The 22699-nt window shown below is 58.4% G+C and carries 22 protein-coding genes and 1 riboswitch; of the genes, 13 read left to right on the forward strand and 9 right to left on the reverse strand.

Features of this window, described 5'->3' with window-relative positions:
- Positions 1-25 precede the first annotated feature (25 nt).
- Positions 26-625, forward strand: a complete 600-nt coding sequence (locus CL546_RS00405; RefSeq protein ID WP_290492319.1) for a 5-formyltetrahydrofolate cyclo-ligase — start codon at positions 26-28, stop codon at positions 623-625.
- On the opposite strand, the gene CL546_RS00410 is transcribed toward CL546_RS00405, so the two are convergent.
- Together CL546_RS00410 and ilvA are read right to left on the reverse strand one after the other, a co-directional pair.
- Positions 606-755, reverse strand: coding sequence for a hypothetical protein (locus CL546_RS00410; protein ID WP_155131698.1), 150 nt, complete (start codon positions 753-755; stop codon positions 606-608). The genes CL546_RS00405 and CL546_RS00410 overlap by 20 nt on opposite strands.
- Positions 756-1095: 340 nt before the next feature.
- Entirely contained in the window at positions 1096-2631 is a 1536-nt protein-coding gene (gene ilvA, locus CL546_RS00415) for a threonine ammonia-lyase, biosynthetic (protein ID WP_290492320.1), read from the reverse strand.
- Positions 2632-2769: 138 nt separating this feature from the next.
- On the opposite strand from ilvA, the gene rpiA reads away from it, so the two are divergent.
- Positions 2770-3423 (forward strand): ribose-5-phosphate isomerase RpiA, encoded by a 654-nt coding sequence (rpiA, locus tag CL546_RS00420; protein ID WP_290492321.1) that lies wholly within the window; start codon positions 2770-2772, stop codon positions 3421-3423.
- A gap of 97 nt (positions 3424-3520) precedes the next feature.
- Here rpiA and CL546_RS00425 read toward each other — a convergent pair whose 3' ends face one another.
- Both CL546_RS00425 and CL546_RS00430 read right to left on the reverse strand, forming a co-directional pair.
- Positions 3521-4045, reverse strand: a complete 525-nt coding sequence (locus CL546_RS00425; protein WP_290492322.1) for a hypothetical protein — start codon at positions 4043-4045, stop codon at positions 3521-3523.
- A gap of 104 nt (positions 4046-4149) precedes the next feature.
- Positions 4150-5109 (reverse strand): alpha/beta hydrolase, encoded by a 960-nt coding sequence (locus CL546_RS00430; RefSeq protein ID WP_155131689.1) that lies wholly within the window; start codon positions 5107-5109, stop codon positions 4150-4152.
- A gap of 70 nt (positions 5110-5179) precedes the next feature.
- Here CL546_RS00430 and CL546_RS00435 point away from each other — a divergent pair, with 70 nt between their 5' ends.
- Entirely contained in the window at positions 5180-5824 is a 645-nt protein-coding gene (locus tag CL546_RS00435; protein WP_290492323.1) for a flavin reductase family protein, read from the forward strand.
- Here the strand turns inward: CL546_RS00435 and CL546_RS00440 are convergent, their stop codons facing one another.
- Positions 5825-6151 carry a hypothetical protein gene (locus CL546_RS00440; protein ID WP_290492324.1) on the reverse strand — a complete coding sequence of 109 codons (327 nt, stop codon included), beginning with the start codon at positions 6149-6151 and terminating at the stop codon, positions 5825-5827. It abuts the gene before it with no gap.
- 192 nt (positions 6152-6343) lie between these two features.
- On the opposite strand from CL546_RS00440, the gene CL546_RS00445 reads away from it, so the two are divergent.
- Complete coding sequence (locus tag CL546_RS00445; RefSeq protein ID WP_290492325.1) at positions 6344-6772, forward strand: META domain-containing protein; 429 nt, start codon at positions 6344-6346, stop codon at positions 6770-6772.
- A 142-nt stretch (positions 6773-6914) separates the two neighbouring features.
- Here CL546_RS00445 and fba read toward each other — a convergent pair whose 3' ends face one another.
- From fba to tkt, 4 genes are all read right to left on the reverse strand, one after another.
- Entirely contained in the window at positions 6915-7979 is a 1065-nt protein-coding gene (gene fba / locus CL546_RS00450) for a class II fructose-bisphosphate aldolase (RefSeq protein ID WP_290492326.1), read from the reverse strand.
- A gap of 139 nt (positions 7980-8118) precedes the next feature.
- A complete protein-coding gene (locus CL546_RS00455) occupies positions 8119-9282 on the reverse strand; it encodes a phosphoglycerate kinase (RefSeq protein ID WP_290492327.1) in 1164 nt (387 codons plus the stop codon).
- Between the two features lie 66 nt (positions 9283-9348).
- Positions 9349-10383: a type I glyceraldehyde-3-phosphate dehydrogenase gene (locus CL546_RS00460; protein ID WP_290492328.1), complete on the reverse strand. Its 1035-nt coding sequence runs from the start codon at positions 10381-10383 to the stop codon at positions 9349-9351.
- Positions 10384-10468: 85 nt separating this feature from the next.
- A complete protein-coding gene (gene tkt / locus CL546_RS00465) occupies positions 10469-12469 on the reverse strand; it encodes a transketolase (RefSeq protein WP_290492329.1) in 2001 nt (666 codons plus the stop codon).
- Between the two features lie 208 nt (positions 12470-12677).
- Between tkt and CL546_RS00470 the strand changes: the two genes are divergently transcribed.
- From CL546_RS00470 to CL546_RS00510, 9 genes are all read left to right on the forward strand, one after another.
- Positions 12678-13655, forward strand: coding sequence for an ArsR/SmtB family transcription factor (locus CL546_RS00470; protein ID WP_290492330.1), 978 nt, complete (start codon positions 12678-12680; stop codon positions 13653-13655).
- A gap of 212 nt (positions 13656-13867) precedes the next feature.
- Positions 13868-15016, forward strand: coding sequence for a methionine adenosyltransferase (metK, locus tag CL546_RS00475; RefSeq protein WP_290492331.1), 1149 nt, complete (start codon positions 13868-13870; stop codon positions 15014-15016).
- Between the two features lie 22 nt (positions 15017-15038).
- Positions 15039-15116: riboswitch (S-adenosyl-L-homocysteine riboswitch) on the forward strand.
- A 20-nt stretch (positions 15117-15136) separates the two neighbouring features.
- Positions 15137-16525 (forward strand): adenosylhomocysteinase, encoded by a 1389-nt coding sequence (gene ahcY / locus CL546_RS00480; RefSeq protein WP_290492332.1) that lies wholly within the window; start codon positions 15137-15139, stop codon positions 16523-16525.
- Between the two features lie 69 nt (positions 16526-16594).
- Positions 16595-17422, forward strand: coding sequence for a methylenetetrahydrofolate reductase [NAD(P)H] (gene metF, locus CL546_RS00485; protein WP_290492333.1), 828 nt, complete (start codon positions 16595-16597; stop codon positions 17420-17422).
- 465 nt (positions 17423-17887) lie between these two features.
- The gene (locus CL546_RS00490; RefSeq protein WP_290492334.1) at positions 17888-18355 is read left to right on the forward strand and encodes an aminoacyl-tRNA deacylase; all 468 of its coding nucleotides are present in this window, start codon (positions 17888-17890) and stop codon (positions 18353-18355) included.
- 138 nt (positions 18356-18493) lie between these two features.
- Positions 18494-19987, forward strand: a complete 1494-nt coding sequence (gene pyk, locus CL546_RS00495; protein WP_290492335.1) for a pyruvate kinase — start codon at positions 18494-18496, stop codon at positions 19985-19987.
- Between the two features lie 244 nt (positions 19988-20231).
- Entirely contained in the window at positions 20232-21173 is a 942-nt protein-coding gene (locus CL546_RS00500) for a DegV family protein (protein ID WP_290492336.1), read from the forward strand.
- 173 nt (positions 21174-21346) lie between these two features.
- Positions 21347-22288, forward strand: a complete 942-nt coding sequence (locus tag CL546_RS00505) for a DegV family protein (RefSeq protein WP_290492337.1) — start codon at positions 21347-21349, stop codon at positions 22286-22288.
- 183 nt (positions 22289-22471) lie between these two features.
- Entirely contained in the window at positions 22472-22690 is a 219-nt protein-coding gene (locus CL546_RS00510; protein WP_007151188.1) for a hypothetical protein, read from the forward strand.
- The last annotated feature ends 9 nt before the right edge of the window (positions 22691-22699 follow it).

A 22699-nucleotide genomic window follows, 5' to 3' on the forward strand; every position in this document is an offset into this window, starting at 1 on the left:
ATTATCGCCTGACGCCGGATGCCGGATGCCTGACGCGAAAATCCCCACCACGCGGCAACGCCAGCAATTGCGCCGCCAGTTCCGACAGCGCCGCCGCGCCCTGCACATCGGTCAACGCCGCCGCGCCAGCGCCCGTTTCGGCCCCGCACTGGCCCGTGCCATACAACACCGTCCTGCCCGCCACGTCGCCATTTACCTGCCCAACGACGGCGAACTGGATGTGCGCCCCGCCCTGCGCCACCCTCGCTTTCAGCAGGCCTCCACCTATCTGCCTTTTGTTGACGACCTGCGCCCCGGACACCTGCAATTTCGCCTCTGGCAGCATCATCACCCCATGCGCCCCAATGCCTACGGCATTCACGAACCCGCCCTGCGCTACCGCGGACGGGCCCTGTGGGCGCTGGATGTGATTATCCTGCCTGCCGTGGCATTTGATGAGGCAGGGTATCGACTGGGCATGGGCGGGGGCTACTACGATCGTACCCTGGCACAACTGGCACGGCATCCGCGCCGGCCACGACTGGTGGCCGCCGGGTACGATTTTCAGAAAATGGAGCGAGGTGAGCTACCGGTGGCCCCGTGGGACCAACCGGTGGACAGCGTGGTTACTGCTGCGTCTGAGTAACGGTAATGCCTGCACTGTCAGCGTAACGCTGGTAATCCGGTTCATTTCCACCATGAGTCAGGCTGCTGACCAGCACACCCAACCCGAAAACAACCGCCAGTAGCACCAGGGCGTCCGGCTTTTTCTTCATTGTTCTATTCCCCAAAATGGTACAGCAATATGAAAAAAGTGACCCAAAAGTATCAACAAGATTGTCACCTTAGTCTGATTCAACAGCATAAAATGCCAAGTGGGTCAAAATTTGATCATTTCCAAATGTAAAGTCAAGCAGTTAGCGCTGCTTGCTGACACTTCTTAACAGAACCCCCCGCTAACTCTCCAATGTCGCAGGGCGCATTCCACGTCAAGCCAACATCTTCCACATGCCGAAGACAATGTAAAATCAACAAGTTAGCGCTCATCGGGCGAAAAGTAGGAGCACTGACAAATCCGCAACGGCTACGCCGATTAACTGACCGGTTAAACCGGCGTTAGTTCAAAAATAGCCGGTACGCAGGGTTGTCGCTTTCTTCCACCATGGGATAGGGCACCTTTTTGAGGTCGGCCAATAGCCCGGCCTGCTTGCCCTCCTCCACCTGGAAGCCCACCAGCACACGGCCATAGGCCGCACCATGGTTGCGGTAATGGAACAGGCTGATATTCCATTTTTCGCCCAGCGACTGCAGAAATTTCATCAACGCCCCCGGGCGCTCCGGGAATTCCACCCGAAACAGTCGCTCCTGCAAGTCCTGACGTGAGGTATGGCCTCCAACCAAATGGCGGATATGCAGCTTGGCCATTTCGTTGCCACTCATATCCACCACCGGATAACCGCGCTCCTGCAATTCGCTCATCAACGCCTGCAGCGCCTCACCGCCCGGGCGTAACTGGATGCCCACAAAAATATTGGCATCGCGGTCATCACTGTAACGGTAGTTGAATTCGGTGATTCCTCGCCGGCCAAGGGCCTGACAGAATGCCCGGAACGCACCCGGCTTCTCCGGAATGGTCACCGCCAGGATCGCCTCGCGCTGCTCACCCAACTCGGCACGCTCTGACACATGACGCAGGCGGTCAAAATTCACATTGGCGCCACTTTGAATCGCTACCAGGGTCTGGTCACGCACATCGTGCTTCGCCACCCAGTTTTTCAAACCGGCCAGTGCCAACGCACCGGCAGGCTCACAAATCGCCCGGGTATCTTCAAAGGCATCCTTGATGGCCGCACAGATTTCGTCTGTGCTGGCGGTGATCACCTCATCCACGTGGTCGCGCAGCACCTTGTAGGTTTCCTTGCCGATCTGTTTCACCGCCACGCCGTCGGCAAACAGCCCCACTTCAGGCAGCGTAACCCGGCGCTTTTTCTCCAGCGCCGCTTTCAGGCAGGCCGCATCCTCCGGCTCTACGGCGATCACTTTCACATCCGGGCGCACGTATTTCACATAAGCCGCCACGCCAGCCGCCAGGCCACCGCCGCCCACCGGAATGAAAATGGCATCCAGATCGCGACTTTGCTGGCGCAGAATTTCCATGCCCACGGTGCCCTGCCCGGCAATCACATCCGGGTCATCGTAGGGGTGAACAAAGGTCAAATTGTCGCGGGCCTGCAACTTCAATGCATGGGCCAGCGCTTCATCAAAACTGTCGCCGTGCAGCACCACCTTGCCGCCATGGCGACGCACGGAACTGACCTTGATGTCAGGGGTGGTGCGCGGCATCACGATGGTTGCCTTGATACCCATGGACGACGCGGCCAGTGCCAGCCCCTGGGCATGATTGCCCGCCGAAGCGCAGATCACTCCGCGAGCTAGCTGCTCCTGTGTTAGCTGACACAACTTGTTATAGGCGCCACGCAGCTTGAAGGAGAACACCGGCTGAAGGTCTTCACGCTTGAGCAGCACCCGGTTGCCAATACGTTTGGAAATCAACGGCGCTGCATGAATGGGAGTTTCCACCGCCACGTCGTAGACGCGGGATTGCAGTATCCGTTTAACGTATTTGTCCAACATGGAGGGTTCCGGGCTCATTCTGTGAAGGGAAAGGAATAGTCTAGGGGCTGGCCGCCACAAATGCGATAGGTCGGGGTCGAGTCAGGGGCGCCGCTGGCCTATAATTGGCGCACCTTTCACGGTCGACACACACCCACACTACGACAGGACAGCCTCATGGATCAGGATGCGCTGAAAAAGCAGGTGGCTGAAGCCGCGCTGCGCTTTGTCCCCGAAGGGGAAATCATCGGCGTGGGCACCGGCTCCACCGCCAACTTCTTTATCGACGGACTGGCCTCTCTGAAAGACCGCATCAAGGGCGCGGTAGCCAGCTCGGACGCAACCGCCGAGCGGCTCAAACAGCATGGCATCGAGGTCATTTCATTGAATGACGTGGGTAACCTGTCGGTGTATGTGGACGGCGCAGACGAAGTGAACAGCCACCGGGAAATGATCAAGGGCGGCGGCGGCGCACTCACCCGGGAAAAAATTGTCGCCGCCGCAGCACGGGAATTCATCTGCATTGTAGATGCCTCCAAGCAGGTGAAACGCCTCGGCGCGTTCCCACTACCGGTAGAAGTGATCCCCATGGCCCGCTCTTATGTGGCCCGTAAACTCGTCGCACTGGGTGGGCAACCGGAATACCGCGAAGGCTTTGTTACGGACAACGGCAATATCATTCTGGACGTCCACAACCTGGACATCACCAACCCGATTGAACTGGAAACCACGCTCAACAATATTGTCGGCGTCGTCACCAATGGCCTGTTCGCCAAGCGGCCTGCCGACGTGGTGCTGGTAGGCGAAAATGGCACCGTGAACCAATACTGAGACGACAGAAACCGTTAAAAACGGTTCATCAATCAATGCTCAAAAGAACCAAAAAAAGGCCGCGAATCGCGGCCTTTTTCTTTTCCCGGAAAGAATATTAATCCCAGAAGTTATACCAGGATTTTTCTTTCTTCTCAGCGTCCGCCCTGGCATCCGCTTTCGCCTCCGCATTGACACCTGCGGCACCCGCTTTCATTTCAGCGTTGGCATTGGCGCCAGCCCCTTGCGCATTATTCATGGCATCTTCATGACGTTGACGCGCGGCGTCACGGTTCTCTTCCATTTTTTTCATGTTGGCTTCGTGCTTGGCCCGGGCATCATCACCCATGGCGTTTGCGTCATCCTTCATGGCATCACGCTTTGCCTTGGCGTCTTCTTTCATCGCGTCATGGCGGGCTTTGACATCGCTCTCCATTTGATCGCGCTGCGCCCGCGCATCTTTTTCTGCCTGCTTGGCATCTGCTTTGGCCGCATCTCGCTGGTCACGAACAGTCTGTTCAGCAGCATCGGCATCTGCCTGAGCATTCACGGCAGCATTGACGCCTGCATTCAGGTCTGCCATGGCAGCCTGACTCAACAAGACCGCACCGGAAGCAGCGGCCAACATCCATTTACTGTTCATCATAGACTCCTTGTAAAAACACAAAATTCCCTGGTCAGGAACCGTGAATCCACATTGTTACAAAGCTGCAACGGGCTCAAGTAACAAAGCGTAAAAAAATGGCTTTACGCCAGATACTCGTCAATAATCGCGAAAATTTTACGTCTGAACGCTTCATTCTCATTGGCAAGTTGGTGACGAGCCCCGGGCAGCATACGAATATCGGGGCTTTCAAATTTTTTCTTGATCATCTCCAGGTTGTATTGCCAATCAACCGTTTCATCCTTGTCCCCCTGAATCACCACCGGCGACACCTTTATTCGCGACGCTTTTTCAAAGCCCGGCATCCATTTCTTCAGGGCGCTCACCCAGATGGCGGAAATACGCCGCGCCTGCAACGGATCCCTGTTTTCCAGAAAATCGAGAAAATCCGGATCATTGGAATTGATGGTAAAAACCCGTTTCAGGGTTTTGGCAAACGGGCTGACCACGGTGTGTAACCAGCGCGCGGTTCCCCACTTGAACGGTCGCACCAGAGGTGCCAGCAGAATGACCTGCTCAAAAGGGTTTTCATCACCCTCACCACGGCTGACCAGGTAATCCATCACGATGGCACCGCCGGTACTCTGGGCAATCACATGCCAGGGCTTGGGAAAAGAATTGGTAGCCAGTGACAGACATTGCTCCAGCACGTCGCGGTAGGTACGGAAATCGTCGATCACGGCCTGCGGGCCGGTGCTCAGACCATGGCCCGGCAAATCATAGGCCAGCACTGCATAACCCAATTCCAGTACATGACCGATTACATGCCGGTACAATCCCACATGGTCAAAGTAACCGTGACAGATCAGCACCGTGCCACGGGGCTGATGGGGCGGCCTGGGTCGCCAGCCATGCACGGAAAGCATATGCCCCGCCGCCTCGAAATAACCGAAGCCATGTTCCAGGTCCGGCAGGCGATCGGCAAAATTGAGACCGTAGTACGCCACATAGCGCTGGCTGGATTCACTCAGCGGGTCGAAAGCCTCCCAATTCAAGGGCTGCCACTGCTGAATAATCTGATCGCGATCGAAAGGGTTTGCCATAGCCGGTAACGGGTCTCCACGGTTTACTCACGGCACCTGCCGATAATACGGGCCTGGGAGGAATCACACCATGCATCTGACAGCCGATACACTCAAGGATTTGCCCCGCGGGGAGCGGGTCAATCTGGTCAATAGCCTGTCCGGCTTCAAAAGCGCCAACCTGGTGGGCACCCGCTCCAAGAGCGGGCAGGAAAACCTGGCCATGGTTGGCTCCTGTTTTCATCTCGGGGCCGACCCGGCCTTGATGGGGATGATTCTGCGTCCGCATTCGGTGGATCGGCATAGCCTGGAATACCTGCAAGACACGGGCGTTTATACGCTCAACCAGGTCCATGCTGACATCCTTGAAGCTGCTCACCAGACCGCCGCTCGTTATCCTCGGGAGATCTCCGAGTTCGCTGCTACCAGGCTACGCTCGACCTATCTTCCCGACTTTTCCGCCCCCTTCGTGGCGCAAGCGCGGATAAAACTGGGTATGGCGGTGAGAGAAGTGCAAACCCTGGCGGTGAACAACACCGTGCTGGTGATCGGTGCCATCGAACATATCCTGCTACCCGACGAGGTGCTGGGCAATGATGGCTTTGTGGATATTGAACGGGCCGGGACGGTGGCCCTGTCGGGACTGGACAGCTACCACCGCAGCCAACGTATCGGCCGTCTGAGCTATGCCAAGCCGGACCGGCCGGCACACTGGCTGACAAACCACGAAGACTGATCAGGCGGCGGGCGCTGCCTGAGTCAATGCCAGCCAGCCCCACCAGCCGGTTAACATCAGGATCGGCAGCGCCAGCAGCAGCCCCCATAACACCAGCCGATTGGCCCAGGGGTTCAGCGTCGGGTGACGCAGCGCAAAACACGGAGACGCCGGCACGGGCAGCAGCAAAATCGCAAATCCCCATAGCCAGCGCCGCTGACCGAATGCTGTCAGCATCAGACTGAGCCAGCCCATCCACAATATGCCCACCCCCACCGCAGACAACATGGCCAGCGGCAACGCCAACCACTGGTGCTCAATATAAAATTCCAGCAATGTATTCAGCATGGCCCGCCATTATTGCGATCAGAGAAGAGAGGATTCAGTGCATTGTCCTCTTCCCCCACAAGCAGTCAACGCGCGTAGCCATGCCAATGGCGCCAACCTTGCTCCAGATCAAGTTGACCACAATGCGGGAACCATATCGGTCGGCACGCAGACTAACGGCTAAAGAACCATTGCGAACCACAAGGACCCACCATGAACACATTCCGTCTCTCTCTTCTGCTGACCGGTACCGTACTGGCACTGGCTGCCTGCACCGGCCAACCCACCAGCGGGGCGCACACCATGATCGAAGAAAATCAGTTACGGGGAGATGCTTGGTCCGTCACATCCCTCAACGGTGAATCCACAGGCGATGCCACCCTCACGCTGAATTTTCATCAGCCCGGACAATTGGCTGGCAAGGCCGCCTGCAATAACTACATGGCCAGTTATGTGCAGAGCAAGGACAGCTTCACCATCCAGACCGGTGGCATGACCATGAAAGCCTGCCCGCCCCCACTGATGGACATGGAGCGGCAATTTGTGGATGCCCTCAAGGGCATCAATCACGCCAAGCTTAACAAGCAGGGGCATCTGATTCTGACCGGCAGCGATGGCATCAGGATTGAAGCCAGCCGGTAAAAAAGGGCCTCGCGGATTAGAGCGGCATGGTACCCACCAAAGCCGCTTGGTAGCGACGCCGAAAAACAAAAGGCCGCACCCAATTGGGCGCGGCCTTTTGTTTTTCGGCGTGTTGCCTGCAGCGTGAAGCGTACTGCGTCTGTTATTTAACCCGCGGGTCCAGATCACCGGATTCATAGCGCTGGAACATGGTCTCCAGGCTGATCGGCTTGATCTTGTCCGCATGACCCGCCGTCCCAAAGGCTTCATAGCGAGCCATACAGATATCGCGCATGGCAGTGATGGACTCTTTCAAATATTTACGCGGATCAAACTCAGCCGGGTTCTGGGCCAGGAAACGACGGATCGCCCCGGTGGACGCCAGACGCAGGTCCGTATCGATGTTGACCTTGCGCACGCCGTGTTTGATGCCTTCCTGGATTTCTTCCACCGGCACCCCGTAGGTTTCCGGAATTTCACCACCGAATTCATTGATGATGGCCAACCAGTCCTGCGGCACAGACGAGGAACCGTGCATCACCAGATGGGTGTCCGGGATACGCTTGTGAATCGCCTTGATCTGCTCGATAGCAAGAATGTCGCCGGTGGGCGGGCGAGTGAATTTATACGCGCCATGGCTGGTACCGATGGCAATGGCCAGGGCATCCACCTTGGTTTTCTGTACAAAATCCGCCGCTTCTTCCGGATCGGTAAGCATTTGCTCGTGGGTCAGCTTACCCTCTGCGCCAATGCCGTCTTCTTCGCCGGCTTCACCGGTTTCCAGTGAACCAAGACAACCCAGCTCGCCTTCCACGGAAACGCCACAGGCATGCGCCATGTCCACGGTGCGACGGGTCACATCCACGTTGTAGTCGTAATCGGTGGGGGTCTTGCCGTCTTCACCCAGTGAACCGTCCATCATCACTGAAGAAAAGCCCAGCTGAATGGAACGCTGACACACGGACGGGCTGGTACCGTGATCCTGATGCATCACCACAGGAATGTGTGGAAACTCTTCCGTGGCCGCCAGAATCAAGTGACGCAGGAAAGGCGCGCCGGCGTATTTGCGCGCGCCAGCGGACGCCTGCACGATGACCGGGGAATTGGTTTTATCTGCGGCTTCCATGATGGCGCGCATCTGTTCCACGTTGTTCACGTTATAGGCCGGTACGCCGTAGCCGAACTCGGCAGCGTGATCCAGCAGCTGTCGCATGCTTACTAGTGCCATGGTGTTTCCCCTTCGTTATCCGTTTGCGGTGCGCCGCACCGCCTATACTTCGTCCATTGCAGCCTGACGCCAAAGGCCTGACGCTTGATGCCTGCGGGTTTTAGCGTCAGGCATCTGGCGTCCAGCATCAGGCGTTTAATCAATCCTTCGCCCGTGCCTCGAGCATGGCCACCGCCGGCAGCACTTTACCTTCCACAAATTCCAGGAAGGCGCCGCCGCCGGTGGAGATATAGCTGACATCATCGGTGATGCCGTACTTGTCCACCGCCGCCAGGGTGTCGCCACCGCCGGCAATGGAAAAGGCATCCGAGTCGGCAATGGCCAACGCCATTTCACGGGTACCTTCGCCAAACTGATCAAACTCGAACACGCCCACCGGGCCGTTCCAGATAATGGTTTGCGCTTCTTTCATCAACGCCGCCACGATGTGCGCAGTCTGCGGGCCCACATCGAGAATCATGTCGTCGTCAGCCACGTCTTCCACTTTCTTGACCACCGCTTCAGCGCTCTCGGCAAATTCCTTGGCTGTTACCACGTCAACCGGAATAGGAATATGCACTTTCTCGGCGATTTTCTGCGCTGCCGGGATCAGGTCCTTTTCATACAATGACTTGCCCACCGGGTGACCGGCAGCCGCCAGAAAGGTGTTGGCAATACCGCCGCCAACGACCAGCTGATCCACTTTATCAGACAGAGACTCAAGCACTTCCAGCTTGGTGGATACTTTGGAGCCACCAACGATGGCCACCAGCGGTTTTTGCGGCGCATCCAATGCCTTGCCCAGTGCGTCCAGCTCATTGGCCAGCAGCGGGCCCGCGCAGGCCACTGGCGCGAACTTGCCCACACCATGGGTAGACGCCTGAGCACGGTGCGCAGTACCAAAGGCATCCATCACATAGATATCACACAGCGCCGCCATTTTTTGTGACAGCGTTTCGTCGTCTTTCTTTTCGCCTTTATTAAAACGAACGTTTTCGCACAGCACCACCTGACCGGCGTCCACATCCACGCCATCCAGCCAGTCCTTTACCAGCGGCACGTCACGACCGAGCAGGCCACCCAGATGCTCCGCCACCGGCTGCAGAGAAAATTCCTCTGCGTACTCCCCTTCAGTGGGGCGGCCGAGATGCGACATCAGCATCACCTTGGCACCCGCCTTCAGCGCATGCTCGATGGTCGGAAGGGAAGCACGGATACGCGCATCACTGGTGACCTTGCCGTCTTTCACCGGCACGTTCAGGTCTTCACGGATCAGAACGCGCTTGCCTGCCAGATCCAGGTCGGTCATGCGTTTGAAATTCATCGTTCTCTTACCTCATTAAATTCTGCCAGACGCAACACGCCTGACGCCGAACGCGAAAGCAACACGTCAGGCGCCCAGCTTCGAGCTTCCAGCCTTGTTCAAAGCCAATTCGCTCACCCAGTCCAACAACCGGTTGGCATAGCCCCATTCGTTGTCGTACCAGGCCACCACCTGCACCATGTCGCCCTGCACCCGGGTCTGGGTTACGTCGACGATGGCGGATTCCGGGCGGTGATTGAAATCCGCGCTGACCAATGGGGCGTCATTGTAGCCAATCAGGCCCGCAGACGCCGTTGCCTGCTGATACAGCCACTGGTTCAGACTGTCCTCATCCGGTATCTGTTCCAGTCGCAGGGTCAACTCCACCATGGCCACATTCAGCGTGGGCACCCGAATGGAATCCCCGCTGATGCGCCCACTCAACGCCGGCAGCACCTGCTGCACCGCACCAATGGCGCTACTGGTGGTAGGCACGATGTTCTGCGCCCCGGCCCGGCCCCGGCGCGGATCCCGGTGGACATGGTCCAGCAGGGTCTGGTCCGAGGTGTAGGCGTGGATTTCTTTCATCAGCACTTGCTGGATGCCGTACTGCTCATCCAGCCGCTGCAACAGCGGCGCAATACAATGCGTGGTGCAGGATGCCGCCGACAGCACCCGGCTATCGTCGCGAACGTCTTCGTGGTTGACGCCATACACCACCACCTGATCCGCCTGATCAAACGGCACCGCACCGATAATCACTTTTTGGGCCCCGGCCTGCAGATGGCGGGACGCCCCGGCATGGCTGCGAAAATGGCCAGAGCATTCCAGCACCAGATCCACCCCCAGGTCCCCCCAGGGCAACAACTCCGGTTTGGGTTGCTCCAACAGCATGGGAGCCTGATTGCCGATGCGCAGCATGCCTTCGATCAACTCTGCCGGCTCCGCCAACCGCCCGTGGGTCGTGTCGTAGCGGGTCAGGTAAAGCAGGTCTTCCGGGCGGCCCTTGTCATTGATCGCCGCCAACGTAAACGGCGCTTGCCACCCTGCGCCTTCACGCTCGGCCAGAGCACGCACAAAAGAACGCCCGATACGGCCATAGCCGTTAATAGCAATTCTCATCGCTGGCTCCGCCCACGCAGCATGCAACACGCCAGCACGCGGCGCACTGTTTTACCGTGTTGCGTGCGGCGTGATGCGTGATGCATTACAGCAACGACTCCACGGCCTGCTGGACTGCCTCGGCGGTGATATTGAAGTGCTTGAACAGGTCACCGGCCGGGGCGGACGCGCCGAAGCTGGTCATGCCCACAACCTTGCCGTCCAGCCCCACAAAGCGATACCAGTAATCGGCGATGGCCGCCTCTACCGCCACGCGAGCGCGCACGGAGGAAGGCAGCACGCTTTCCTGATAGGCCGCATCCTGCGCCAGAAATTCCTCCACACAGGGCATGGACACCACGCGAATGTTCTTGCCCGCAAGTGCCCGGGCCGCGTTTACCGCCAGTTCCACTTCGGAACCGGTGGCAATGATAATCGCGTCCGGGGCGCCCTCGCCGGTCTGCAACAGGGTATAGCCCCCCTTCTCGATCTCGGCCAACTGTGCGTTGCCGCGCTCCATGCAGGGCAAGCCCTGGCGGGAGAAAATCAATGCCGACGGGCCGTCCTGACGTTGCACCGCTTTTTTCCAGGACACCGCAGACTCCACCGTGTCACAGGGACGCCAGGTACGCATGTTCGGGGTCAGGCGCAGGTTCGCCAGCTGCTCGATGGGCTGGTGGGTCGGGCCGTCTTCGCCCAGCCCAATGGAATCGTGGGTGTACACCAGAATGTTCGGCTGATGCATCAGCGCGGCCATGCGCACCGCGTTACGGGCGTACTCCATGAACACCAGGAAGGTGCCGCCGTAGGGGCGCAGACCACCGTGCAGGCACAGGCCGTTCTGGATAGCGGTCATGCCAAATTCGCGCACGCCGTAGTGAATATAATTGCCGCTGGCATCGTCCGCAGTGACGGACTTGCAGCCTTTCCAGATGGTGTTGTTGGAACCGGCCAGGTCGGCGGAGCCACCGGCCAGCTCTGGCAGCAACGGGCCGAAGGCATCCAGGGTGTTCTGGCTGGCCTTGCGGGTGGCAACCTTGTCCCCTTTTTCCTGACACTCACGGATATAGGCATCGGCCTGCTCGGTAAAATTCGCCGGCAACTCGCTGGCCATGCGGCGCTTGAACTCTGCAGCCAGCTCCGGGTACGCCGCCTGATAAGCATCAAAACGCTGCTGCCACTCGCTCTGCGCTTTGGCTCCCGCTTCTTTGGCATCCCAGGCATTCTTGATGTCCGCAGGGATCTCGAACGGGCCGTGCTCCCAACCCAGCGCTTTACGGGTCAGGGCGATTTCCTCTTCACCCAGGGCGGCACCGTGGGAATCTTCCTTGCCCTGCTTGTTGGGGCTGCCGAAACCGATAATGGTCTTGCAGCAAATCAAGGTGGGCTGATCGGTATTGGCGCGGGCATTTTCCACCGCCACGGTGATTTCTTCCGGGTTGTGGCCGTCCACATTGGGGATCACCTGCCAGCCGTAGGCGCGGAAACGCTCCACGGTATCGTCGGTAAACCAGCCTTCTACTTCACCGTCGATGGATATGCCGTTGTCGTCATAAAACGCCACCAGCTTGCCCAGACCCAAAGTGCCCGCCAGAGACGCCACCTCGTGGGAAATGCCTTCCATCATGCAGCCATCACCCAAGAAGCAGTAGGTATTGTGGTCAACAATGGTGTGGCCTTCTCGGTTGAACTGCCCCGCCAGCATTTTCTCCGCCAGCGCCATGCCCACGGCGTTGGCAATCCCCTGGCCCAGTGGGCCGGTAGTGGTTTCGATACCCGGCGCATCGCCGTATTCCGGGTGCCCGGCGGTGGCGCTACCCAGCTGACGGAAGTTTTTGATGTCGTCCAGGCTGACGCCGTAGCCGGTCAGGTGCAGCAGACTGTACAGCAGCATGGAGCCGTGGCCGTTGGACAACACGAAGCGGTCGCGGTCGGCCCAGGTCGGGTCAGCAGGATTATGCTGCATGAAACCGCGCCACAGCACTTCGGCGATATCCGCCATGCCCATGGGTGCACCGGGGTGCCCGGAATTGGCTTTCTGTACCGCATCCATGCTCAGGGCACGGATGGCATTGGCGAGGTCACGGCTGGCGGGGGCGCTGGGCATGCAGGGCTCCAAAACTGACTGGTGGCTGAAAAGGGGCGCTATTGTCCCTCAAGGGGGTAATAGCTACAAGCGCAAGCACCCACCGGCAGCCTGCCTCCGCCTGTTTGCGTGCCGCGTGGCGCCTGTTTAATGCCGTAGGTTGAGGTAACGCCAAAACCTATATCAATTTATTTTGATTTAGGTTTTGATTGCGCTAGACTCCGCCATTATGAATGCACTGGCTCCTTCTTTACCGGATGTGACCGATCATCTGGCGGGCTTTCTCAAGGCCGCCGGGGACCCGTTACGCCTGCAGGTATTGCAGGTGCTGGGCCAGAACAGCTTCGGGGTGCTGGAGCTGTGCGAAATCATGGCCATGAAGCAGTCCGGCATGAGCCACCACCTCAAGGTGCTGGCAAAGGGCGGGCTGGTGGAAAAGCGCCGCGAGGGCAACTCCATTTTCTACCGTCGTCGCCTGCCCCAGGCAGATGGCGCAGAAGGCGCCGTTCACAGTGCCTTGCTGGACGAGCTGGATGATGGGCCCCTCAATGAGGAAGTCGCGGCGCGGCTGGAACAGGTGCAGCAGCAACGGGCCGAGCAAAGCCGCGCCTTTTTTGCCCGCCACGCTGAGCAGCATGATGCCCAGCAGGAGCTGATCGCCGAGTATGCACAATATGCCGAGCAGGCCTGCGAGCTGCTGCTGCGCGCCAGCCCGGAAGGAAAACAGGTGCTGGAAATTGGCCCCGGTGACGGGCTGTTCCTGCTGGAGCTGGCCGGGCATTTTGAACAGGTTATCGGGCTGGACAATGCCGAGGCCATGCTCAAACGGGCGCGCAAGACGGTCGCTAAACGGTCAAATGTGGAGTTAATACTGGGAGACTGGCCGGAAGCCGCCAGAAACCTGCCCACGGTCGACGCCGTGGTGTTGAACATGGTGCTGCATCACCTGCCCGCACCGGCCAGCGCCATCCGCGCCGCAGCAGCACAACTGCAGGCCGGCGGCACCCTGCTGATCACCGACCTGTGCCGGCATGACCAGCACTGGGCCCACGAGACCTGCGGGGATTTCTGGCTCGGCTTTGATGAAACCGATCTGGTGGACTGGGCCGGCCGCGCCGGTCTTGAGTTGCAGGAAAGCCAGTTTCTGGCACTGCGCAATGGGTTTCAGGTGCAGGTACGCACCTTCAAGAAGGCGTTGAAAGTTTAAAGTTCAAAGTTCAAACGCGAAGATGGCACCGTGCCAAACGGCAGAGACACCACTTCGCGCCTCGACACAGTGGAACGCGGGCACGGCCTCTCAGGGTGCACATCACCCCACCCGCGCTTTTCAACTTTGAACTTTACACTTTCAACTCAATTTTCCGCGTTGCGGCGTGATGCATGCGGCGTGAAGCATTAACCACAGGGAGCACTCCAGTAATGAGTGAATATTCCATCTTTACCTCCGAATCCGTGTCCGAAGGCCATCCGGATAAAATGGCTGACCAGATCTCGGACGCCATTCTGGATGCCATCATCAAGGATGACCCACACGCCCGCGTGGCAGTGGAAACCCTGGTGAAAACCGGCATGGCCGTGGTCGCCGGTGAGGTGCGCACCAACACCTATGTGGAACTGGAAGACATCGTTCGCCAGGTGATCCTGGATATCGGCTACGACAGTTCCGATAAAGGCTTCGATGGCGCCAGCTGTGCCGTCCTCAACGGCATCGGCAAGCAATCCGCCGATATCGCCATCGGGGTGGACGAAGCCGAAGACAAGGAAATGGGTGCCGGCGACCAGGGCCTGATGTTCGGCTTTGCCACCGACGAAACCGACACCCTGATGCCCGCCCCGGTGTACTACTCCCACCGCCTGGTGGAGCGCCAGGCCGAGCTGCGCAAGAATGGCACCCTGCCCTGGCTGCGTCCGGATGCAAAAAGTCAGGTAACCCTGCGTTACGACAATGGCAAGCCGGTAGCCGTGGATGCGGTGGTGCTCTCCACCCAGCACTCCCCGGACATCAAACTGGCCGACCTGCGCGAAGCGGTGATGGAAGAAATCATCAAGCCGGTGCTGCCCGAAGAATGGCTGCACAAGGACACGCTGTACCACGTAAACCCCACCGGGATTTTCGTGATCGGTGGCCCCATGGGTGACTGTGGCCTGACCGGCCGCAAAATCATCGTGGATACCTACGGCGGCATGGCCCGTCACGGTGGTGGTGCCTTCTCCGGCAAGGATCCGTCCAAGGTGGACCGTTCTGCCGCCTACGCAGGTCGCTATGTGGCCAAGAACATTGTTGCCGCAGGCCTGGCCAGCAAATGTGAGATCCAGGTGAGCTACGCCATCGGCGTGGCCGAGCCGACCTCCATTTCGGTGAATACCTTCGGCACCGGCAAAATCAGCGACACCGCCATTGTCGACCTGGTACGCGAACACTTTGATCTGCGCCCGCGTGGCATTATCGAAATGCTCGACCTGCGCAAGCCGATCTATCGTCCTACCGCCAGCTACGGACACTTCGGCCGCGAAGGCTTCAGCTGGGAAAAAACAGACAAGGCTGCCGACCTGGCCAAGGCGCTTTAAACACGAATGCAAATTTGATCTGCCTTGTGAGGGGCGCTGCAGCGGCATGACCGTGAGGCTCGCAAGGCAGGCACACCCAGAACAACTGCGCCCATTCGTCAAAAACGAATGGAGAACACCATGAACGCAAAAACAGATACTTTTACCGACTATAAAGTCGCCGACATTTCCCTTGCCGCCTACGGCCGCTCAGAAATCCATATTGCCGAAACCGAAATGCCGGCACTGATCGCTATTCGCGAAAAGTACCGCGCCGAGCAGCCGCTGAAAGGCGCCAAAATCATCGGCTGTATCCACATGACCATTCAGACCGCTGTGCTGATCGAAACCCTGGTCGCCCTGGGTGCCGAAGTACGCTGGTCCAGCTGTAACATTTTCTCCACCCAGGACCACGCCGCCGCTGCCATCGCCGCTGCCGGCGTACCGGTGTTTGCCTGGAAAGGCGAAACCGAAGAAGAGTACATGTGGTGCATCGAGCAAACCTGTCGCGACGGCAACGGCGAGCTGTGGGAAGCCAACATGATTCTGGATGATGGTGGCGACCTGACCGGCTACATCCACGAGACCTACCCGGCCATGCTCGACAGCATTCACGGCATCACCGAAGAGACCACCACCGGTGTGCACCGTCTCTACGAAATGCTGAAAAAAGGCACATTGAAAGTGCCGGCGGTCAACGTGAACGATTCCGTCACCAAGAGCAAAAACGACAACAAGTATGGTTGTCGTCATTCTCTGAACGATGCCATCAAACGCGGCACCGACCACCTGCTGTCAGGCAAGAAAGCACTGGTTGTCGGTTATGGTGATGTGGGCAAGGGCTCCGCACAGTCCCTGCGCCAGGAAGGCATGATCGTAAAGGTTACCGAAGCGGATCCGATCTGCGCCATGCAGGCCTGCATGGACGGATTTGAAGTGGTCAGCCAGTACAAGGGCGGCATCAACGATGGCAGCGAAGCCTCCATCAACACCGAGTTGCTGGGCAACACCGATCTGCTGGTGACCACCACCGGCAACTTCAATGTCTGCGATGCCAACATGCTCAAAGCCATCAAGAAAGGCGCCGTGGTCTGCAACATCGGTCACTTCGACAACGAAGTGGACACCGCCTTCATGCGTGAAACCTGGGAATGGGAAGAAGTGAAACCGCAGGTGCACAAGGTATGGCGCAACAAAGCTGACGGTGACTTCCTGCTGCTGCTCTCCGAAGGGCGTCTGGTCAACCTGGGCAACGCCACCGGCCACCCCAGCCGCATCATGGACGGCTCCTTCGCCAACCAGGTCCTCGCGCAGATGTACCTGTTCGATCAGGGCTACGCCAACCACTCTGACGCCGTGAAAGAAAAAATGCTCAAGGTGGAAGTACTGCCCAAACAGCTGGATGAAGAAGTGGCCCGTTACATGGTGGAAGGTTTCGGTGGTGTGATCACCAAGCTCACCCAGGAACAGGCCGACTACATCGGCGTCGGCGTGGAAGGCCCCTTCAAGCCGGAACATTACAAGTATTAACGCAGGCACGCGACACGCATCACGCAACAGGCGTGGTGCGTGATGCGTGCAGCATGAAGCGAGCTCGTTATGAAACGAATCAGTTTTGAATTTTTCCCTCCCAAGACAGAACAAGGAAAGGAAAAATTACTGGCCACGCAGAATAAGCTGCTGGTCAAAAAACCGGCCTTCTTTTCCTGCACCTTTGGTGCCGGCGGCTCTACCCGTGACAACACCCGCGACATGGTCAAAAAGCTGCGCGAGCAGCATGACGATACCGCCCCGCACCTAAGCTGCATCGGCCAAAGCAAGGAAGAAATCCTTGAACTGGTGAACGGCTACAAGGATGCGGGTGTCACCCGCATCGTCGCCCTGCGTGGCGACTTGCCCTCCGGCATGGGCTATGCCCAGAGCGAGATCAAGTACGCCGACGAACTGGTGCAACTGATCCGTCAGGAAACCGGCGATCACTTCACCCTGGAAGTCGCCGCCTATCCGGAAATGCACCCGCAGGCGCGCAGCTTTGAAGACGACATTGCTCACTTCAAGCGCAAGGTCGACGCTGGCGCTAACAGTGGCCTGAGCCAGTATTTCTATAACGCGGATGCTTACGGTTATTACATGGATGCGCTGCACAAGGCTGGCTGTGATGCCCCCGTCTACCCGGGCATCATGCCGATTCTTAATGTGGCCAACCTGCTGCGTTTTTCCAACACCTGTGGCGCCGATGTGCCACGCTGGTTGCAGAGCAAACTGAACGACATCAAGGATGATGATGGCGCAGTAAAAGCCTTTGGCGAAGAAGTAGTCACCCGCCTGTGCGAACGACTACTGGCCATGGGTGCACCGGGGCTGCATTTCTACACCATGAACCAGGCCGGGCCGAACCTGCGCATTCTCGACAATCTGGGAATGTGACAAGAGACGCTGCACGCGCCAGGCAGCATGCAACAACGCGGGCAGGAGTTATGCCAGACGGCATGATCACTGCCCGCGTTTTTATTGAACCCTATCCCTTAAAGAACATTGTAGGAGTTCCCTTCCAGGGGACGAATCGCGCTTGCGCGAAAATCGCCGGCAATATGCTCAGGCGTGCCAGCTGGGCAGGCATCCCTCAAAAAGAAATTTGCTTTTTATTCTCCTCGCTGCGCTCGGTTCGTCCCCTGGAAGGGAACTCCTACAGCCACCACACAAGATACACCGACCGCTCGTAGCTATTCTTTTCCGCTATAAATATTAGCGCATATTTGTATTTCTCCTCCTTCCTCACTCGCCCTACCCTTAAGACACACCGTCACGGAGCGTCTCCTGCGCACCAGCCACAAGCGGTTTTGTCAGGACGCTCCCCAATCCCGGTAATACGAAACCGGGAGGAGGCTCATCATGCCCGCCCGCGCACTGGCCGATTTTCTCGACAACAACAATGTGAATTATCACTGCTACAACCACGCACCCGCCGTTACCGCTTCCGAGGTGGCACAGTCCGCCCATATTACCGGCCGGCATATGGCCAAGACCGTGATTGTGGACGTGGATGGCAAACTGGCCATGGCCGTGCTGCCCGCCAACCAATATCTGGATCCGGAAAAGTTACGCCTGGCCCTCCATGCCAACCGCGTTGAGCTGGCCGAGGAAGAGGACTTCAAGGATTGCTTTCCGCTCTGCGAACCCGGTGGCGAGCCCCCCTTCGGGAATCTCTACAACATGAACGTGTATGTGGACGACACCTTGCTGAGCGAAGACTGGCTTGCCTTTAATGCAGGCACACACACGGAAGTGATCAAAATGGGCATGGGCGATTTCCTTCGTCTCAGCCAAGCCCAGGCGTGTGCCTTTGCCATGCTGCATTGATTCCCGGCCACGGGGTTCCCCTTTCCCCGCCCGCAGGGGCGGGGCTTTCTTTTTCATCATCGCTGCCTTGCAACGATGCAGCGCCCCACGCCAGCACTGTCATCGTTCGTTCGCGTCCCCATGGTATGCTAAGGCGAAATGATTGATGGAAAGACACGCATGCCCTCTCGCACCCCGCAGCACCCACTTCGTCGCACCAAGATTGTTGCCACCGTCGGCCCCGCCTCTGCACCGGAACCCATGCTCGACACACTGATCGGTGCAGGCGTTAACGTCTTTCGGCTGAACTTTTCCCATGGCACCGCAGACACTCACCGCGATACTGCCGACAAGATTCGCCGTTGCGCCGAACAACGGGGTAAGCACGTAGCGATCCTGGCAGATCTGCAGGGGCCGAAAATCCGTATTGGCTGCTTCCGTGACGGCCCCATCATGCTCACTGCCGGGCGCCCCTTTACCCTGGATACTGCCCTGCCGGATGACGCTGGCGATGCAGACCAAGTCGGCGTCAGCTACCCACCACTGCCCACCGATTGCCAGGCCGGGGACATTCTGTTGCTGAATGACGGCCTGCTGGAACTGGAAGTGAACGCCATCAACGGCACCCGTGTGGAATGCACCGTACGAGTAGGGGGCGAGCTGTCTGATCACAAGGGTGTAAACCGCAAAGGCGGGGGACTCAGCGCCCGCGCCCTTACCGAAAAGGATCTGGCCGACATTATCACCGCCGCCGATATGGATGTGGATTTCCTCGCCCTGTCTTTTCCCCGCGACGCCGACGATGTGGAAGAAGCCCGCCGCCGCTATCAGGATGCTGGCGGCAAAGGGGGCATTATTGCCAAAATTGAGCGCGCAGAAGCGGTGGCCGATGACGACACCCTGGACGCCATCATTGTGGCGTCCGACGGGGTCATGGTGGCACGCGGCGACCTGGCGGTAGAAATTGGCGACGCGGAACTGGTGGGCGTGCAAAAACACATTATTCGCCGGGCCCGGGCACTGAACCGCTTCGTGATTACCGCCACCCAGATGATGGAATCCATGATCCACAGCCCCCAGCCGACCCGGGCCGAAGTGTCCGACGTGGCCAACGCGGTGCTGGATGGCACCGATGCCGTAATGCTGTCAGCGGAAACCGCAGTGGGCGATTTCCCCGCGGAAACCGTGCAAGCCATGGACCGCATTATCCTTGGCGCCGAACGCACCTGGCAGGAACGCAGGACCGATCAGCCCATTAATGACCGCGCGGACAACATTGATGAAGTGATCGCCATGGCCGCCATGCAGGCCGCCAACCGGTTGAGCAACGTGGCGGCCATTATTGCCATGACGGAAACCGGCAACACCCCGCGGCTGATGTCACGACTGCGCTCGGGCATGCCTATCTATGCCTTTACGCCCTACCCCTCCAGCCAGCGGCGGGTGGCAATTTTGCGCGGCGTTCACGCTATCCCCTTCGACAGCCACGCACTGGCCAGTGACACCGTTAATCGTCAGGCGGTGAGCATGCTCCAGGACATGGGCGTCGTGCAGACCGGCGACCGGATACTGATCACCAAAGGCAACTACGACGACGCCCACGGCGGCACCAACACACTGAAAATCGTGGAAGTGGGCGGCAACATTCAATAGGGGGAAGCTCCTGCAAAATTGAGGCTCCCCTGAATAACGCCTCGCACAACCCAGCCGGCAAGACGCCTAACGCCAGATGCCCGACGAAAAACCTGCAGCCTGCAGGTTTTCCAGGTCAGGCATCGGGCATCCAGACTGCAGCGCTCAAATAACATTCCTACACCATTCCCATACGCAAAAAGACGCCAATAACGGCACGCCCGTTCTAGACTGAAATCAAACAGGCTCCGTAAGGCGTATAACAATGAAAATCGGTCTGGTTGTGGATTCAGGTTGTGACCTGCCCAAAGACTTTATTGATGCCAACAACATCCTGGTGATGCCGGTTCCGATTCGCATCGGCAAGGAAATTTACGTGGATGACCGGGATCCGCAGCGGGCCCGGGAATTCTATGCCCGCCACGAAATCGACAAGAGCCACGACGCAGAAACCGCGCCGCCATCCGTAGAGCAGATCCGCACCCTGTTACTGGACCGTGCCGTGGGCGAATTCGATTATGCCCTGGTGCAAACCGTTCCCAAAAGCCGCAGCCCCATTTACGACAACGCCACCGAAGCCGCCCACGCCATCCTGTCCGGCTATAAAAAAGTCCGAGAGGCCGCCGGCCGGGAAGGCCCCTTCCGCATTCGTGTCAGCGACAGCCAGACTCTGTTCGCCGCCCAGGGCGTGCTCGCCGCTGAAACCGTTCGCCTGATCAATGCCGGCACCAAAATCGGCGACATTCGCCAACGCATCAGCGACCTGACCCCAAAAACCACCGGCTATGCGGTGGTGCCAGACCTTTACTACGTGCACAAACGCGCCCGGAAGAAGGGCGACAAAAGCGTTGGCTTTGTCGGCGCGCTGATGGGCTCCGCCCTGGATATCAAACCGATTCTCTGCGCTCGCCGGGACCAGACCTTTCCAGTCGCCAAGGTGCGAGGTTTTGAAAGCGCGGTGGAAAAAATGTTTGCCCACGCCTGCCAATGCGTGGAAGACGGATTGCTCACACCGATCGTCTGCGTCAGTTACGCCGGCGACCCGGATGCGGCCTTCCAGATGCCCGGCTTCAACGCCCTGAAAGCCGCCACCGAGAAACACGATGTACAGTTGCTGGTCAGCCATATGGGGCTCACCGGCGGCGTGAATATCGGCCCTGGCGCCATCAGCGTGGGCTTTATCACCGATCAGGAAAACTTCCAATAATCACCGATTACCGACCATTGGAGCGGCCAGGGCCCTTGCCCCTTTTTTCCCGCGACAAACCCGTTAGTATGTCCGCGCACCGTGCACCAATAATGACGCCGGACTGAACACACAATAATCCCGGCGCAGGCACACAAAAGCACGATTGCCTCATTGGCTAACGGGAGAGAACAATGCAAATCGGTCTGGTGGTCGACGCAACGTGCGACCTGCCAAAACACTATATTGATCAACACCAGATTCAGGTCCTGCCCATTTCTATCCGCATCGGTGACACCGTTTTTGTGGATAATCGCGACCCTCAACAACGTCAGGACTTTTACGCGGACAACCGTCTGGACAAAGGCCAGGATGCCGAATCCGTCCCCCTGGACACGGATGCCTTCCGCCAGTTCTTCCTCGACAGAATTGTCCGTCAGTACGACTATGCGCTGGTGCAAACCCTGCCCGGCAGCCGCAGCCCCATGTTCAACAATGCCATTCGCGCATCCCATGGCATCTTGCGCGACTACAAGGCAGTGCGCGCAGAAGCTGGCGTTGAAGGTCCCTTTGCCTTGCGGGTTACCGATAGCCAGACCCTGTTTTGCGGCCAGGCGGTGCTGGCTGCTGCCACCGTCAACATGATTGGCAAGGGCATGCGGGTCAGCGATATCCGCAACCGGGTTAACGCCCTGATCCCGTTCACCAGCGGCTATTCTGTAGTCGATGATCTTTACTATGTGCAGAAACGCGCGCGCAAGAAAGGCGACAAAAGCGTCAGCTGGCTAAGTGCAAAACTGGGCAGCACGCTGGATATCAAGCCCATCCTCTGCGCACGGGCAGGCGAATCGTTTCCGGCAGACAAAGTGCGTGGTTACCCGACCGCTGTGGAAAAAATGTTCAAGCATGCCTGTGACTGCATTCGTCAGGGCCTGCTGGAACCGGTTGTCTGTGTCAGCTATGCCGGCGACGAAAACCGTATTACCGAATTGCCCGGTTTCCGTGAATTAAAACTGTGCGCCAAACAGCACGGCGTGGAACTGCTCAGCACGGGCATGAGCCTCACCGGCGGCGTCAATCTTGGTCCAGGTGCCGTCAATGTCGGTTTCATCAGCGAGACCACCACCTTCTCCTGACACCCGGGCTGCTCCGCTGGCTGCGCAGGCAATCCATGTCTGCCTGTGCAGCCACGCTTCCCGCTTTCTTACTTGTAAAATCTCCTCCCAACGCTTTCTCAAGCGCCGCCCGAATACGGCTTTTCGGCAACAGTCTTCTTTCGGCTTTGCTGGCATAGTAGCGCCTGAATTGAAGGAGGAACCATGTCTGATTCCATCAGTACCTTGAAAAACAAGGGCTTGCCAGCCGATGCGCTGGCCTTTATCGAGTCCTTGCCCGCTGACCAGGCCAGCAAACTGGCGGACACCGTGCTCGCCGCACTGGAAACCAAAGACGCCCGCGTGGAAAAGGCCATGAACAATGCCTTGAACGTGGTGCCCGGGCCCTTCCGCCGCCCGGTTAAAAAGATGTTGTTCGGTTAAATCAGCAGG

This window comes from Alcanivorax sp., assembly GCF_002726155.1.
GTDB lineage: Bacteria > Pseudomonadota > Gammaproteobacteria > Pseudomonadales > Alcanivoracaceae > Alcanivorax.

What these genes read in the sequence shown, in the direction of transcription:
- CL546_RS00405 (WP_290492319.1), top strand. Translation starts at nt 26, where the DNA reads ATGCCTGACGCGAAAATCCCCACCACGCGGCAACGCCAGCAATTGCGC.
- CL546_RS00410 (WP_155131698.1), bottom strand. Translation starts at nt 755, where the DNA reads ATGAAGAAAAAGCCGGACGCCCTGGTGCTACTGGCGGTTGTTTTCGGG.
- ilvA (WP_290492320.1), bottom strand. Translation starts at nt 2,631, where the DNA reads ATGAGCCCGGAACCCTCCATGTTGGACAAATACGTTAAACGGATACTG.
- rpiA (WP_290492321.1), top strand. Translation starts at nt 2,770, where the DNA reads ATGGATCAGGATGCGCTGAAAAAGCAGGTGGCTGAAGCCGCGCTGCGC.
- CL546_RS00425 (WP_290492322.1), bottom strand. Translation starts at nt 4,045, where the DNA reads ATGAACAGTAAATGGATGTTGGCCGCTGCTTCCGGTGCGGTCTTGTTG.
- CL546_RS00430 (WP_155131689.1), bottom strand. Translation starts at nt 5,109, where the DNA reads ATGGCAAACCCTTTCGATCGCGATCAGATTATTCAGCAGTGGCAGCCC.
- CL546_RS00435 (WP_290492323.1), top strand. Translation starts at nt 5,180, where the DNA reads ATGCATCTGACAGCCGATACACTCAAGGATTTGCCCCGCGGGGAGCGG.
- CL546_RS00440 (WP_290492324.1), bottom strand. Translation starts at nt 6,151, where the DNA reads ATGCTGAATACATTGCTGGAATTTTATATTGAGCACCAGTGGTTGGCG.
- CL546_RS00445 (WP_290492325.1), top strand. Translation starts at nt 6,344, where the DNA reads ATGAACACATTCCGTCTCTCTCTTCTGCTGACCGGTACCGTACTGGCA.
- fba (WP_290492326.1), bottom strand. Translation starts at nt 7,979, where the DNA reads ATGGCACTAGTAAGCATGCGACAGCTGCTGGATCACGCTGCCGAGTTC.
- CL546_RS00455 (WP_290492327.1), bottom strand. Translation starts at nt 9,282, where the DNA reads ATGAATTTCAAACGCATGACCGACCTGGATCTGGCAGGCAAGCGCGTT.
- CL546_RS00460 (WP_290492328.1), bottom strand. Translation starts at nt 10,383, where the DNA reads ATGAGAATTGCTATTAACGGCTATGGCCGTATCGGGCGTTCTTTTGTG.
- tkt (WP_290492329.1), bottom strand. Translation starts at nt 12,469, where the DNA reads ATGCCCAGCGCCCCCGCCAGCCGTGACCTCGCCAATGCCATCCGTGCC.
- CL546_RS00470 (WP_290492330.1), top strand. Translation starts at nt 12,678, where the DNA reads ATGAATGCACTGGCTCCTTCTTTACCGGATGTGACCGATCATCTGGCG.
- metK (WP_290492331.1), top strand. Translation starts at nt 13,868, where the DNA reads ATGAGTGAATATTCCATCTTTACCTCCGAATCCGTGTCCGAAGGCCAT.
- ahcY (WP_290492332.1), top strand. Translation starts at nt 15,137, where the DNA reads ATGAACGCAAAAACAGATACTTTTACCGACTATAAAGTCGCCGACATT.
- metF (WP_290492333.1), top strand. Translation starts at nt 16,595, where the DNA reads ATGAAACGAATCAGTTTTGAATTTTTCCCTCCCAAGACAGAACAAGGA.
- CL546_RS00490 (WP_290492334.1), top strand. Translation starts at nt 17,888, where the DNA reads ATGCCCGCCCGCGCACTGGCCGATTTTCTCGACAACAACAATGTGAAT.
- pyk (WP_290492335.1), top strand. Translation starts at nt 18,494, where the DNA reads ATGATTGATGGAAAGACACGCATGCCCTCTCGCACCCCGCAGCACCCA.
- CL546_RS00500 (WP_290492336.1), top strand. Translation starts at nt 20,232, where the DNA reads ATGAAAATCGGTCTGGTTGTGGATTCAGGTTGTGACCTGCCCAAAGAC.
- CL546_RS00505 (WP_290492337.1), top strand. Translation starts at nt 21,347, where the DNA reads ATGCAAATCGGTCTGGTGGTCGACGCAACGTGCGACCTGCCAAAACAC.
- CL546_RS00510 (WP_007151188.1), top strand. Translation starts at nt 22,472, where the DNA reads ATGTCTGATTCCATCAGTACCTTGAAAAACAAGGGCTTGCCAGCCGAT.